The sequence below is a fragment of the Enterococcus villorum genome (genome assembly GCF_007990225.1).
GTDB lineage: Bacteria > Bacillota > Bacilli > Lactobacillales > Enterococcaceae > Enterococcus_B > Enterococcus_B villorum.
Genome location: NZ_BJWF01000007.1, coordinates 34,238 through 49,207, shown reverse-complemented (window position 1 = coordinate 49,207; position 14,970 = coordinate 34,238). Strand labels below are relative to the sequence as shown.

Annotated in this window: 14 protein-coding genes and 1 riboswitch; of the genes, 3 read left to right on the top strand and 11 right to left on the bottom strand. The window is 33.4% G+C overall.

Going from position 1 to position 14,970, the window contains the following annotated elements:
• Window positions 1-243 precede the first annotated feature (243 nt).
• On the top strand, window positions 244-1,443 hold the full coding sequence (locus EVI01_RS04590) for a YdcF family protein (RefSeq protein ID WP_010752417.1): 1,200 nt from the start codon (window positions 244-246) through the stop codon (window positions 1,441-1,443).
• 329 nt (window positions 1,444-1,772) lie between these two features.
• Here EVI01_RS04590 and EVI01_RS04585 read toward each other — a convergent pair whose 3' ends face one another.
• From EVI01_RS04585 to EVI01_RS04570, 4 genes are all read right to left on the bottom strand, one after another.
• Complete coding sequence (locus tag EVI01_RS04585; protein WP_010752418.1) at window positions 1,773-3,047, bottom strand: voltage-gated chloride channel family protein; 1,275 nt, start codon at window positions 3,045-3,047, stop codon at window positions 1,773-1,775.
• Between the two features lie 48 nt (window positions 3,048-3,095).
• Window positions 3,096-3,163: riboswitch (Fluoride riboswitch) on the bottom strand.
• Window positions 3,164-3,205: 42 nt separating this feature from the next.
• Complete coding sequence (locus tag EVI01_RS04580) at window positions 3,206-3,856, bottom strand: FusB/FusC family EF-G-binding protein (protein ID WP_010752419.1); 651 nt, start codon at window positions 3,854-3,856, stop codon at window positions 3,206-3,208.
• A gap of 250 nt (window positions 3,857-4,106) precedes the next feature.
• Entirely contained in the window at window positions 4,107-4,610 is a 504-nt protein-coding gene (locus EVI01_RS04575; protein WP_010752420.1) for an HD domain-containing protein, read from the bottom strand.
• 118 nt (window positions 4,611-4,728) lie between these two features.
• Complete coding sequence (locus EVI01_RS04570) at window positions 4,729-5,496, bottom strand: TrmH family RNA methyltransferase (protein WP_010752421.1); 768 nt, start codon at window positions 5,494-5,496, stop codon at window positions 4,729-4,731.
• Window positions 5,497-5,603: 107 nt separating this feature from the next.
• On the opposite strand from EVI01_RS04570, the gene EVI01_RS04565 reads away from it, so the two are divergent.
• On the top strand, window positions 5,604-5,879 hold the full coding sequence (locus EVI01_RS04565; protein ID WP_010752422.1) for an acylphosphatase: 276 nt from the start codon (window positions 5,604-5,606) through the stop codon (window positions 5,877-5,879).
• A gap of 446 nt (window positions 5,880-6,325) precedes the next feature.
• On the top strand, window positions 6,326-7,258 hold the full coding sequence (yidC, locus tag EVI01_RS04560; protein ID WP_146811543.1) for a membrane protein insertase YidC: 933 nt from the start codon (window positions 6,326-6,328) through the stop codon (window positions 7,256-7,258).
• Between the two features lie 181 nt (window positions 7,259-7,439).
• Here yidC and EVI01_RS04555 read toward each other — a convergent pair whose 3' ends face one another.
• From EVI01_RS04555 to wecB, 7 genes are all read right to left on the bottom strand, one after another.
• Window positions 7,440-8,864, bottom strand: a complete 1,425-nt coding sequence (locus tag EVI01_RS04555; RefSeq protein ID WP_010752424.1) for an oligosaccharide flippase family protein — start codon at window positions 8,862-8,864, stop codon at window positions 7,440-7,442.
• Window positions 8,865-8,867: 3 nt separating this feature from the next.
• Window positions 8,868-10,034 (bottom strand): nucleotide sugar dehydrogenase, encoded by a 1,167-nt coding sequence (locus EVI01_RS04550; protein WP_081184565.1) that lies wholly within the window; start codon window positions 10,032-10,034, stop codon window positions 8,868-8,870.
• Window positions 10,035-10,194: 160 nt separating this feature from the next.
• Window positions 10,195-10,635 carry a glycosyltransferase family protein gene (locus tag EVI01_RS04545; protein WP_010752426.1) on the bottom strand — a complete coding sequence of 147 codons (441 nt, stop codon included), beginning with the start codon at window positions 10,633-10,635 and terminating at the stop codon, window positions 10,195-10,197.
• 125 nt (window positions 10,636-10,760) lie between these two features.
• Window positions 10,761-11,123, bottom strand: coding sequence for a glycosyltransferase family 2 protein (locus EVI01_RS04540; protein ID WP_010752427.1), 363 nt, complete (start codon window positions 11,121-11,123; stop codon window positions 10,761-10,763).
• Window positions 11,124-11,242: 119 nt separating this feature from the next.
• Complete coding sequence (locus tag EVI01_RS04535; RefSeq protein WP_010752428.1) at window positions 11,243-12,421, bottom strand: glycosyltransferase; 1,179 nt, start codon at window positions 12,419-12,421, stop codon at window positions 11,243-11,245.
• A gap of 92 nt (window positions 12,422-12,513) precedes the next feature.
• Complete coding sequence (locus EVI01_RS04530) at window positions 12,514-13,761, bottom strand: hypothetical protein (protein ID WP_010752429.1); 1,248 nt, start codon at window positions 13,759-13,761, stop codon at window positions 12,514-12,516.
• A gap of 82 nt (window positions 13,762-13,843) precedes the next feature.
• A complete protein-coding gene (gene wecB, locus EVI01_RS04525) occupies window positions 13,844-14,968 on the bottom strand; it encodes a non-hydrolyzing UDP-N-acetylglucosamine 2-epimerase (RefSeq protein WP_010752430.1) in 1,125 nt (374 codons plus the stop codon).
• Between the last annotated feature and the right edge of the window lie 2 nt (window positions 14,969-14,970).

Genomic DNA, 14,970 nt, shown 5'->3' with positions numbered 1-14,970 from the left:
AAGTCAGTTCGTCCGTTCTAACTTAAGGGGCGCAGTTTATTCTCGTTTTTTTATGTAAGATGGATCTTTATTCTTTTTTTGTTTCCAACTTTTCAAAACAGCTTTTTTCTAGATATTTCGCTATAATAATAAAGGTTGTAAAACAGTGAATGATTTTACAATCAGTAAAAATTCATTTCACTGATTTGCCGAGAATGAACGTATTTCATTTGATGTGTTAACTAAACGAAAGGAGTTAATTTTATGAATCTGACAAGAGACCTGCTTTTCTTGGTCCTCTATGTTTTAGGGTTTGGTGGGATTTTGTATTGGCGGCGACGTCAAAGTGATCCAGCATTGTTCTTTTATTGTGGAACATGGACATTTATGATGATGGTCACTTATTTTATTGTTTTGGAAATCTTTTATTCTACCTTTTATTTTTTGATTCCCTTACTTTTTTTCAGTATATTTGCCTTTTCCTATTTTACTGAAAAACGTAGATTACTGAACGGTGTTTTGTTCAATTTATTTTTATTTAGTTTTGGTGTTTACTTATTTAAATTACTTATCGAAACACAAAATATTTTTATTGGTGGTTTAATTGCACTCATCGCAATTCCGATTTTACTTATTTTAATATTTGGTATTTATATCCTAATTGTTTTTTTATTTTGGAACAGTCTTGTTGTTTTAAGAAGAGAATCTCGTTCTTTGGCAAATCTTTTAACTTTATTGTTAGCTATTTTTCTAACATTGTTTATTGTGTTCCAAATTTACTTTATTCAGTATTTACCTCAATGGTTCAACGTTTTATTTTCGGCAGTCCCTGCTACTTTAATCTATCTATTTATCGTTTTTTATAACTTTATGACTGTTTCTTTTTTATACCAGTTCAATCGTCCAAGATATAATCAACACTACATTGTCGTTTTAGGTGCGGGATTAATTAATGGCGAAAAAGTCTCTCCTCTTTTGGCCAAACGAATTGACAAAGCCATTGCTTTTTACTGGGCCCAAAGTAAAGCAACTTTGAATCCGCCTGTTTTATTGATGTCTGGCGGACAAGGTGCTGATGAAAAATTACCCGAAGCTATTGCGATGAAACAGTATGCACTAGGAAAAGGAATACCTGAAAGAGATATTTTAGTGGAAACTCATTCTAAAACTACTCTTGAAAATATGCGATTTTCCAAGGAGATCATGGATCAACGTTCAGACGGTCCTTATCGTGCGATTTTTTCTTCCAATAATTATCATATTTTCCGAGCGGGAATTTATGCACGGCAAGCGAAATTAAAAGCAGATGGTATTGGGAGTAAAACAGCATTCTACTACTTACCAAATGCCTTTTTAAGGGAGTATATTGCCATTTTAGTCTTGCATAAAAAAAGGCACTTATTCGTTGGTAGTTTGATTGTTCTGTTTGCAGTAGTATCGGCACTTGTTACTTACTTTATTTAACGAGTCAATAAAAAGGGTAGAATTCATATATCCTGGCACAACAAATAAGCCCCAAAAATCGAAAACAGCTCTGCTTGTTTTTGATTTTTGGGGCTTATCTTTCGCAGAATTCATGCTTTAAACACCGCATATTCTATTTTAAAGTTTTGTCCTTTTCTATTTTTATAAAATACAGAGTTACATAAATTAGCATTTTGATAAGTTATGAAAAAATTTCTTCTTCTGCCATTGAAACCCAATAAACATTAGCGAGTAGAAGCTAAAATCTTTCTACTTAAACCTTGTCGTTGCCCACTTCTTTTAATCGTATTTTTATAAATGAGACAAACCTAGCGTTTCTTTTTTCTTTTCCATGATTTACTTTCCATGATCGGTAAAAAGAGAATTCCTTTTTTAACCTCTACTTTTTGTGCAGAATAAATCCCACTATTACCAGAACACATAAAGCTCACCAAGCAAACCATAAAGAAGTAACTCGCTGCTTGTCCACCAAATAATTCAATCCCCATAATAAAGCAAGCAATGGGTGTATTCGTTGCGCCAGAAAACACACCAATAAAACCTAATCCTGCTAAGAATGGGATAGAAACATGTAGAATTGGTGCCAACGCTGCACCTAGAGTTGCGCCAATTTCAAATAAAGGTGTGACTTCCCCACCTTGATAACCAGCGCCTAATGACAGCACAGTAAATCCTAACTTTCCGATAAAATCATAAAAATGAGCCGTTCCGTTAAATGCTTCTTCTAATAAAGGCAAACTTAATCCAAGATATCTTTGTGTTTGCAAAACTACTGCTACTAATACAACAATTGCTCCACCAATAAAATTGCGGATGACAGGATTTGGCATTCTTTTGGCATACCATCCCTTTAAAAAGACAATCGAACGGCTAAATACCCATCCGATAAGTCCAAAAGCAATCCCAGCTATTAGCAGTTTAAAAAAAAGCGCGACATTCCAAGTTGGGATACTTCCCATGTCGTAATGAATATGTTTGACACCAAAGCTTTCTGTGACAAAATTAGCAAATAAAGCAGCAAAAAAGCTGGGAAAAATTGCTTCTGTTCTGACTTTACCAATCGCCAGTACTTCTAAGCCAAACAATGTGCCCGCTAAAGGCGTGCCAAAGACTGAGCTAAATCCCGCACTGATTCCACTAATAACTAATAATTCACGTTCCAATTTATTCAGCTGAATAAGCCGAGCAAAGTTTTCCGCCAAAGCCCCACCCATCTGGACAGCCGTCCCTTCTCGGCCAACAGATCCGCCAAATAAATGCGTCGTAATGGTTCCAAATAACGTCAAAGGGATCAAACGTAACGGGATGTTTTCCTCTCCACCATTGCCTTGATCAATCACTAAATTATTTCCTCTAGCAGCATTTTTCCCATATGCGTTGTACAAAAAAGCAAAAATTCCGCCACTGATTGGTAAAAGCAATAAAAGCCAAGGAAATGCAAGTCGAACATTCGTTACAAAAGTTAAACTATTTAAAAAAAATGCGGATAAGCTTCCCATAAAAATACCTAAAATAAATGTAATGAGTAGCCACTTGGCCATATACACGACAATCCTCAGTGGATCAGATAATTGATTTTCCATTTTGTTTCCTCCTCAAAAAAACGCCTACTAAAAAAAGGGTATTCCCATTTTTTAGTAGGCGTCATTAGTTATCTAAAGAATAACGTTTAAAGGCGAACACCATCACCTATTCACTTCACTAAATAAATTAGCACAGATTTATGAAAAAAACAATGAAATTATCTTTCTTTTTTTACAAGTTCCGTAAATTCATAAAAAGGAGCTAATTGAACTAAATGGTGATTGCATTGTTCACTATCATGACAAATATAGTTTCCTTTTTTCGTATACGTTCCGTCAGAATTAGACTTGGTTGTTGCTAAAAAAAGCGAAACACTTGAAGTCTTTTTACAGATTGTACAAATTCCTTTAGTAACTGTTGGCGATAATGCCCCATGAATGCCGCTTAATTTACCTTGTTCATCATAATAAATCATAAATTTCTTCTGACTTCCAGAATCGTTCCATCCAATATAAGTGCATTCTTTTAAATCTAAGTGTTGCCAATCAGGTTGCTTTAATTTTTTCACTTTTCGGAATAATTTTTCGATCTGTATTTTCGTTGGTTGCTCAAAAGGAAGAACCGACTCTTTTAATTCTTCTAATAACCGTTCAGCTTTTTCTTTTTTTAACGTAGCATCCAAAATGTTTTCTAAGAAAAGGTCAACGATTGGCGAAGAACTGTCTAACAATTCTTTGATTTTTTCTACAGCTTGAGCTTGAACAGTCGCTACTGTTTTAGGATCGTTAACTGAATGGTAAACGGATAATAAATGTGTAACTTCTCGTTTGATAAAAAAATATTGGTAAGGTTTAATTGATTGTTCCATGATTTAAGTCCTTTCTTCTTGCAAATGAATGTACTTTGAAGAAAAGAACTTCCACAAAGTACGCTAGTTGAAACCTTTCCACGCTTTTAAATAAGATCCATTCAGCATCTTATCATCACCCCCTTTATTTTTAATCAGCCTGTTTCTTTAACTAAAGTAAACAGGAAAAACCTCGATTCGTCAACAAACAAAAAACCTGCGAAATTTTACAAAATTTCGCAGGAAGATTTCTTAATCACATCAAATGAAACTAAATGGATTGTTTTTTACCAAAATATCGTTGCCATTTGTGTTTCATTGAATCTGTCATCGGTTGCGCTGCTTCTTTCACCGCACAGTACTTATCAACAAAAGTAACAATATAGCTTTCTTTATATTTTGGTGGAGCAATCGTTGCCCCCCACATATGTTTCAAAATAATATCGCGCTCTAAATCTGAAAGTTCAGTAATCTTTTCAGCGTTTTTTACAGCAATTCTTGGATGAATATAAGCATGCGTACCTTCATCAAATTTCGTCGTACGCCAATCGTAATAGAAAAGATCATGTAAAAGTCCTGCCCGAGCTGTTGCTCTTACATCGCCTCCCCATTTTTTGGCTAATTTATAGCTGTAATATGAAACACTAAGAGAGTGTTCTAAACGAGTTGAGTGGACATGTTGTGTATAATTAGCTAGTTTCTGCACTGCGTCTGTTTCCAATAAATCTTCTACATAAGAGAGATATTCTTCGTCTTCACGCCATAGTTCTGTCATAATTATCGATCTGCCACCTTTTTGAATTTCATTCTCTTTGAAATTGAACATAGTATATCACTAATGTTCGGATTATTCTAGTGAGGTTTCAGAAAAATGCGGAAAGCTTAATAGTTCCTTAACATAAAGAGAAATGGTAAAGAATGATTCCAGCTGCCACTCCTACATTTAATGATTCAGCATTTCCTTGAATCGGTATATAAACATTTTGGTCCGTCAATGAAAGAATCTCAGAACGTACCCCTTGCCCTTCATTCCCCATAACAATCGCATAATTCATTGATGCATCCACTTTCGTTAGTGAAACTGCTTCTTCGTTTAATTCCGTACCGTAGATCATCAATCCATTTTCTTTTAACTTAGGAATGAGTAATTCAAGGTCTTCTTGGATAATAGGAAGATGGAAATTACTCCCCTGCATGCTTCTTAAAACTTTTGTACTATAGATATCAGCCGTGCCTTTTCCTAGAACAACACAAGATAAACCAAATGCATCCGCCGTACGTATCATTGTGCCTACATTTCCAGGATCTTGGACATTGTCTAGTAACAACCATCCACCAGAAACGGCTGGCATTTTGACTGTTTCATAGTGCATAACGGCTAATATACCTTGTGGGGTTGGTAAATCAGACACAGCAGACATCACTTCATCCGTCACCAAAATACGAGGAATTTCCTGATTTCTTTCAAGCCAAGAAGACCATTCTGCTAGTCCTTTTTGTGTGATTAAGATTTCTTTTACACTTGCATCGGAAGAGACCGCTTCTTCAATCAAATGAAACCCTTCGAGTAGGTATTCGCCTGTTTCTTCTCGAAATTTTTTTTTATGTAGTTTTTTTAATTCTTTGATTCTTGGATTTTTTGCTGATTGGATTTCTTTCACATTTTTCACCTCGCTTCATTATAGCATGGATTCGTTCCTTGAACTTGTTTCCTTCTCAAAAAATCGGTATCATTAATTTAAAAATAAAGGAAAGATAGGTGGATACGATGAATAAAGTCAAAATGAATGTCCAAGGACGTGTGCAAGGCGTTGGTTTTCGTTATATGACAAAAATTGTTGCTGACCAATTGGGTGTGACAGGAACTGTAAAAAATGAAGAGGATGGTTCTGTCACGATTGAAGCTTTTGGGGAAGAGGAGATCATCAAAAAATTTATTGAAGAAGTCAAAAAATCACCTAGCCCAAGTGGTCGTGTCCAATATGTCGACTTACAAGAAAATCCCATGATGGAAGAAAGAAAAACATTTGATGTCATTGGTTAATCCTTTTTATTGATGACCCAAAGAGTAAACGAATAAATGAAAAAAGATAAGAAAAAGAGTATGACGAAAAAAGAGCTTCTGCGAACATTTTTTGCATCCTTCTTCGTAGATCCATCCCTTCTTCTCACACTCTTTTTTCCTATATGATCCAACTACCTCTGATAAATTTACTCATAAATTATTCACATAGCGGAAACCTTTCTTCTTAGCTAGTTTGCACTCATTATTTTAGTATGCTTTTATTACTTTTGGTTAAAATTGTTGGGTTTACTTACCTACTATTTATCCTATGTCTTTTCTTGGCAGAATTTTTTATGCTATAAAAATGAAATGTTTCATCTATTCGACGAGTGATTTATATGAAATTTCTATGAAGTAGATTGAATTATGAGTGCTTTTTTAGTATAGTTAACTTTGTGTAAAAATTATAAAAGAGGAAGTATTTTATGAATAAATGGAAAAATTGGTTATTGGGTTCTAGCCTAGCGACAATCTTGCTTTTCTTGTCTGGTTGTGTACGTTTAGATTCAAATGGTAATCCTGATACATCAGGCATTGTGTACCGACTATTAGTTCATCCAATGGGTCAAGCGATTACATATTTAGTGGAGAACTTCAACTGGTCTTATGGTTGGGCTGTTATTTTGATGACAGTCATTGTTCGTATTATCATTTTGCCATTAGGTATTAGTCAATCGAAGAAAACAATGATTCAATCTGAAAAAATGCAAGCGTTGAAACCACAAGTACAAGCAGCGCAGGAAAAACTGAAAACTGCTACGACTCGTGAAGAACAAATGGCTGCTCAAGCAGAGATGCAACAAGTCTATCGTGAAAACGGACTAAGTATGACAGGCGGAATTGGTTGTTTACCTCTACTGATTCAAATGCCGATATTCTCAGCCCTTTATTTCACTGCTCGTTATACAGAAGGTATTCGCGATTCTTCATTTTATGGTATTGACCTTGGTAATCCTAGTTTTCTTTTAGTGGCAATTGCAGGTATTGCCTATTTACTTCAAGGGTATATCTCTACAATCGGAATTCCTGAAGAACAAAAGAAAACAATGCGCACGATGTTAATTGTCTCTCCTGCGATGATCGTCTTTATGTCAATTAGCGCACCAGCTGGCGTGACGCTTTACTGGGTAGTCGGCGGTATTTTTAGTTGCTTACAAACATTTATTACGAATGTGATAATGAAACCAAAATTAAAAGCCCAAGTAGCTGAAGAATTAAAACAAAACCCACCAAAACAAGTAGTGACTCCTCGTAAAGATGTCACCCCTGCAGAAGAAGAAAAGCAACCGACGAAACAACTACAAGCTTCCAAAAAACAAAACGGTCGTAATTCCGGCAAACAACAAAATCGGAAATAACGGTAGATAAAAAAGAGGTTGGTTTCCAACCTCTTTTTGTTTACTTTTTTCTCTGTTGTCACGCATCTATCATCATTTTTTTAGTAAAAAAATCAGTTATCTTTCGCAATGACTGCAACAAAAAATGATTTACAACTATTGGGTTATCCTTGCGAACCATTTTCATCTGCTATCTTCTTGTTTATCCATTTTTCTTTTTACGTACAATGAAATCAATCAGTGGATTCGTTCTTGCTATCGTGGTGATCGCTAAATAGATCGGTGCTGCAATTAACACTTGGATAATATTTGTCAGCATGTTACTTGTTAGTTGATTAGTTAAAAAGCGTGTAACCAAACACATGGTCAGGCTTGCACATACATAAATACAGATTTTACGAAAATCAAATTTAAAATCAGTTTGTTGCAAAAAAGATTTCGTCCGCACAAAAGTAACCAAGCATTCTGCTAAAATATATGAAAACACGACACCAAAAAATCCAACTGTTGGTAACAAAATAAAGTTCGCACCGATATTAATGATTGCACCAACAATGACCGAGCGATTGTATTCCTTTATATGTCCAATTGGCATCAAATATTGTCTTGAGATCGCCATTCCTAGTGGAATCACTACAATCAAAATTGTAAAATAAGGAATCACTTGATTAACATAGAGAAATTTTTCTCCAAAAAACCAAGGCACTAATTTATCATAGACCGTTAATATTCCAAACATGATCGGTATCGAAAAAAATAATTGGAGATGGATTGTTTTTTCCATCATACTGATGATTTTTTCGATGTTTTCTTTGGCAAAAAAACGAGTCATATGAGGCAACAATACCAAATCTAGCGTGGTGATAATCGTGACAAAGACAGTATTCAACTGCAAAGAATTTGTAAAAAATCCTACCGCTGTGCTCCCTAATGTAAAGCCAAGAAGTGTTTTATTCAAGTTGGTATACAATGTTATCGCAATCTGAGGAATAAAGTATTCAAATGCCTCTTTTAAATGTTTACTACTGTTTTTTATATTTATTTTTGTAAAACGAATATATTTAGGGATAAAGAGCCAAACACTGATTTGTGAAAAAACCAATCCTAGCCCCTGGATCAATGTGTACTTTAAAGTATCACCTTCATTTTTGATAAACAAAATGATCAAGAAAAAAGTGAATAGCTGAACCACTAAATTGGAAATACTTGTCTTCTTAAAATCTTCGATCCCCATAAAAAACCATGAAACATCAAATAATACTGCAAAAATCCCCAAAGATTGAATAAATAAATAAAGTTTATTTTTTAAAAAGAAAGCTAAAATAAAATAAACAAGCAATACCAATCCTGTTACTAGCACTTTAAAAGTAAGAATCTCCCAAAAAACTTTAGACAACTCTTCTTTCTTCCGATTATAGACTAGGGTTATTTCTCGATTCCCATAGATTGTTACACCTAATCCAGCAAATAAAACAAAGCACTGTGTAACGGAAAAAGTGTAGTTATAAATACCGATGCCACTTGGACCTAAAGCATTTGAAACGATGGGTATAGTCACAATTGGGATAATAATTTTTGTGATTTGAAATAGACTCTGATAAAAAAAATTTTTGGCTATATTTTTCATTCATTAATCTCGTCTAAAAAGATCTCTCGTATAAACTTTTGCTGCCACATCATTTAATTGAGGATCCATTCGATTTGATACAATCACGTCTGACAGCTGTTTGAATTCTTCTAACTCTTTAATGACACGTGAATGAAAAAAGTTTTCTGTATTTAGTGTGGGTTCATACACAAAAACTTCGATTCCTTTTGCCTTAATCCGCTTCATGATCCCTTGAATCGATGAAGAGCGGAAATTGTCAGAATTTGCTTTCATTGTTAAGCGATAGATACCTACTGTTTTCGGTTTTTTAGCTAAGATTTGTTCGGCAATAAAATCTTTTCTTGTTGTATTTGCTTCTACAATTGCACCTATTATGTTGCTTGGTACTTCTTCATAATTTGCTCTTAACTGCTTCGTATCTTTAGGTAAACAGTACCCGCCATAACCAAAAGAAGGGTTGTTATAATGAGAACCAATCCGCGGATCTAACCCTACCCCTTCAATAATTTGTTTCGTATCTATCCCTCGAGATTCAGCGTAAGTATCTAATTCATTGAAATAGGCAACACGTAAAGCAAGATAGGTATTTGAAAACAATTTGATTGCTTCTGCTTCAGTAGCATGTGTCATTAAAACTGATACATCTTGATCTAAAGCGTTTCGCTTAAACATATCTGCAATTTCTTGCCCTCGCTCAGAACATTCTCCTACGACGATTCGAGAAGGATAAAGATTATCGTATAGCGCTTTTCCTTCTCGTAAAAACTCTGGCGAGAAAATAATATTTTCTGTTTTAAATTTTTCTTTTAAGTCTGCCGTATATCCCACTGGTACCGTAGATTTTATAATGAATGTCGCATCAGAACGAATAGCTAATGCTTTTTCAACAACCTCTTCGACTGTAGCAGTATTAAAGTAATTTTTCTTTTCGTCATAATCAGTCGGAGTGGCAATAATCAAATAATCACCAAACAAAACTGCTTCTTCAAAATCTTTAGTGAAAGCGACCTTCAAATCATCACGTTCAAGAAATTCATGAATTTCTTGATCATCTAAAGGTGATTTCTTTTTTTGCAGCATATCGATTTTTTCTTCCACAATATCATATGCTTTAACATTTTCATGCTGGCTAAGCAACAAAGCGTTCGCTAAGCCAACATAGCCGAGGCCAAATACTGATAAGTTCATTTTTAATCTCCTATTTTTATAAATATTAATAACTACACATTCATTATATTTCTAAAATTCTTGGTTTTAGATAGTTAATAACTAACATTTGATGAAAATATAAGTATTTAAACATTACTTTCTGTCTATTACCGAAAATATATAATCACTGATATTAAAATCATGTAAACTTCATAGTCAATAGTTTGAAGTTAAATATAACCTTTTGCATAATATAACGAATAATATATGGAGACCTAAATACTTCCAATAGCCCTTTATAATTCTTTTTGTCAATTAATTCTTTTGCACGTCTAAACTTTCGTTCTTGTTCTGGAGTAATATTCGTGTATATTTCTTTTATTTTCCCCATAGAAAACTGATCTTGATTTTTATACTTTCTCTGCACATGTAATTTTTTTATATTTAGAGATGTTAAAAATTGTTTCAGAGAACTACTTTTGGTGATACTTTTTTCTCTTATTCTATAGAGTACTAATTTTTCAGGAAGAATCGCTAAATTATAATCTTTGTCTAAAAATCGTAATATAAAATCGTAGTCTTGTGAGGAAGGAAACTCTCTATAACCTTCCAAATCATCATATACAGATTTTTTTACCATCCAAGTAGAGTGAATTAAAAAGTTTTGTGTATATAATAATTTTTTGAGTTTATTTCGAGATACAAGCGGGAAATTGTATTCTCCTATTCTTTCATTTTGCTCATTTATAAGTGAGCATCCGGTTGCTAGAAGATCAATATCAATATTTTTTCCATGTACTCTACTTGCTTGTAAATTCTCTCAGGAAATGAATAATCATCTGCGTCCATACGGGCAATATACTTGCCTTTTGCACTTTTTAAGCCTCTGTTCAGTGACTTAGCTGGTCCTAAATTTTCTTTATTTTTTAACAATCTACATCGCTCATCATCTTGTACCATTTCAGTTAATTCATGGAATAATTCTAAGTTATTAGGATTATCATACATAATAATAAATTCTATATTGGCGTATGTTTGGTTCAATATAGAATTAATAACATAGCTAATTTCTTCTGTTTTTTCGTTGTATACGGACATAATCACAGAAACAAGTGGGTTTTCATTCATTATAATTTCACTCCTTTATATATTTCATTAAAGTTGTTGATTATCATACATCCAAATTTTTAAAATGATGATGTTTAATATATCTATTTCACATATAAGTTACATGCCAAATATAGTTTTCATTCTAAAGACTTTTCATACAACTCGATATAAGCTTTGATCATGTTAGCTTTATCATATTTCAGAGCTTGTAATTTACAAGAATCTCTAACATACTTATTTTTTTTAACCTCTATAATTTTTTCAATAAATTCTTTTTTTGATCCTTGTTTCACTACGAAACCAACATTATCGTTAATAGCTTCTCTACTTCCACCCGTGTCGTACGTGATAATCGGTGTACCTGCCGCCAATGACTCAATATTAGTTGTAGGAAAATTATCTCGATATGTAGGATTTATAAACACATCTGCTTCTCTATACAAATCAAGCAATACGTCAAAACTATCTGTTCTACTTATATGAGTAATACCAGAAGGAAGTCGCTTACTCACTTTCCCAACTATTGTGAACTTGTAATCATCACTTAATTGGTTATTAAAATAGATTACGTCTTCTAATCCCTTTCTTTTTTCCCATATATTTGCTACCGCCAAAATATTTTTTTTCGCAGGTTCGTTAACTCGCTTATTTTCACTTTCTTTTTCGTATTTACTTAAATCAATACCGTTATTAATTGTAATGATGTCACATTCGCTAAAAAATGAATCTTCTGTCATCTTTTTTAACCAATCTGACGGTGTTACAATTGTACAATTTTTTAAATCACTAAAAATTTTTTTCTTTTTTTTCCAATTAGCAGCAGAATTATCTCTAAATGATTTTGGGTAAGAGAATCGTTCAGAAAAATGCATATTTCTCTGCGGTAATTGTTTATCTCCCACGTAGTCAATATAAGCCGCATGGCCAGAAAAAGGCCATGCATCATGGAATGTCCAAATTACTGGAATGCTTTTACTCTTTAGATATTCAAACAATATTTCCGTGTTTATATAATACCCATGAATATTATGCAAATGTATTATATCTGGTCTATACTCCTCAATAAACTCAACAAAGTCGCGAGTTGTTTTTCTTGAAGCAAAACCATGATTATCAAAAAAACGATTTTCCACTACATGGAGAAGTGTATTCAAATTATTACCTATTTTGTAAGTTTGAATATCATCTACCTTATTTCCTCTGCCATAAGCAATACAACATTCATGGCCTAAATTTGTTAGGCCTCTGTACAAATCAACACAAATTTTCCCAGTGCTTCCTATCCCACAAACAGAATTAACCAATAGTATCTTCAAATTTTCATCTCCTATTTTGCATGTTACCAATACTTCTCATCACATAATTTTTCTTCATCTATTCGCTTACTCTCTATACGCGTTCTTAATAACTATAAAGAGAGCTCTTCAGGTAATTTAATTCTATGATCATTTATTATATAGGCATAAAAACCTAAAATATAAGAAAAAAGTGGAAATGCAATTGTAACAGAGAGAGTCATTGTGAAGGTGATTGAGATAAAAGCAACAAATAAAATATCTTTACCTTTCTTAGTTAATGACGTCACACCTCTAAAAAAAATCGATCCGTACCAAAAGATAATTGATAAACTAATAATACCAACTTCAAAAAGGATAGTTCCCCATCCGCTCATAATTCTACCACTAGTAAAGTTAGTACTAACTAGCCTTTGAATAAATGTCCCAGAATCATTTATGATACCATAAGCTTCTTTAGACCATGTTCCCAATCCATATCCCAAACCATACCTGGAAAATAGACTTTTTGAAGATATTAATATATGAGCCAACCTATCTGATATACTTTGGTCCGTAAAAAATATTTCCTTCCAATTTTCATTTAATCTAAATAAAATTGAAGTCACTCTATTAGTGGGAAGAAGATACAAGTTATTTCGCACAAAGTGTAAGGAAAGTAAACTCAAGAATATAACAACCATTTGAATAACTCTGGCTTTAATACCATTTTTAATAAATATTTTAGTAAGCAAATAAACAATTAGTAAAAGATATCCCATTGCCGAACTTGCCAAAAAAAACTGGATTATTAACAAAAGCATATTAAGAATATAGGCTTTCTTACTAATTTTTTTTGAATAATAAAATAAATCATTTAATAAAAGTATGAACAAACATATATTCGCAAAAGCTGAAGGTTCTACAGCTAGACTTGTGACTCCTCGATCTGTGGAAGTTGAAATCCTCGCCACTAAAAAGTTCCCAAAAAGTTTGTATACAAATCTTTGGATTAAAGAAACTAAAAACCAAATTTTTATGGAAAAGTTCAGGAGTTTTCCCTTTATAAGAGGGAAAGAATTGTAAGCAGCTAAACACAAAATTGGAATTGTTACATAACCATAAAAAGATCTTAACCAAGCTATAAAGGATAAACTTTCGTTGAGCGTTATTAAACTATAAATTATGGGTAGCCACAGTAAAATACTAGGTTTAAAAGATTTGATGTAATTATTTTTTACAACTAAATATAGTAAAAATATAGTAGCTAACATTAAACTATAGGGTTGTACATCACTACCAGTTTCTATAAATGTGATATACGGGAAGAGACAAAATAAAAAAACTGAATTAGCCAGGAGCGAATCAAACTTTGAATTCATGGAAGCTTTCTCCTTTGTATTTTCAATTAGCAGCATAATTCTAGGGTTTTGTTTCTTATATATGATGTTATTTTTTCATCTTTCACTCCCCCCACACCACCCGGTTCACATAATCAGTATAAGAAAGGATAATTCGCAATATTTTTTCTGAAACATTTGGCATTGAATAGTCTGACACTCGGTGTAAAGTATCTTTTTCTTGGGTTTCTAGTACTACTAAACCTTGCATGATTCTTTCTTTTTCTAATCCGACCATCATGACACTCGCTTCTTCCATTGCTTCTGGCCGTTCATGTGCTTGTCTGATATTTAGTGCCTTGAAACTCAAGATTGAAGATTCTTCACTGATTGTTCCACTGTCACTTAATACTGCTTTTGCATGGATCTGCAGTTTATTGTAATCATTAAATCCCAGCGGTTTCATCATTTGGATCCGCTCGTGAAACTTGATTCCTTTTGATTTGATCATTTTCATCGTACGCGGGTGCGTACTAACAATAATCGGTAGTTGATAGGTTTCTTCAATTGTATTTAAACTATCTATTAGATTTGAAAAATTACTTTTTGAACTGATATTTTCTTCACGATGAGCCGAAACTACAAAATATTGTCCTTCTTTCAGCTCTAATCGTTTAAGAATATCAGAATTTTGAATATCTTCTTTCCTTGAATTTAATACTTCAAACATTGGACTACCAGTTTTAATTATACGATCAGCAGGCAAGCCTTCGCGTAAAAGGTATTCTCTAGCAATGTCACTATACGTTAAATTAATGTCTGCTGTATGGTCGACGATTTTGCGATTTGTTTCCTCAGGTACACGCTGATCAAAACAACGATTGCCTGCTTCCATATGAAAAATAGGGATATGTCTACGTTTAGCAGCAATCGCACACAAACAACTATTGGTATCACCTAATACTAAAAAGGCATCTGGCTTTACTGCTTCTAAAATAGGATCGATCTTAATCAAAATATTTCCAACTGTTTCAATTGCAGTACCAGTTGCTGCGTTTAGGAAGTAGTCGGGTTTCTTCAAATCGAAATCTTCAAAAAAAACTTCGTTTAATTCGTAGTCATAGTTTTGTCCCGTATGTACCAACACATGGTCAATAGCTTCCGAACTTTCTAAACGATTGATTATCGCAGATAAACGAATAATTTCTGGGCGTGTGCCTACCACTGTCATCACTTTTAATCTTTTCATTG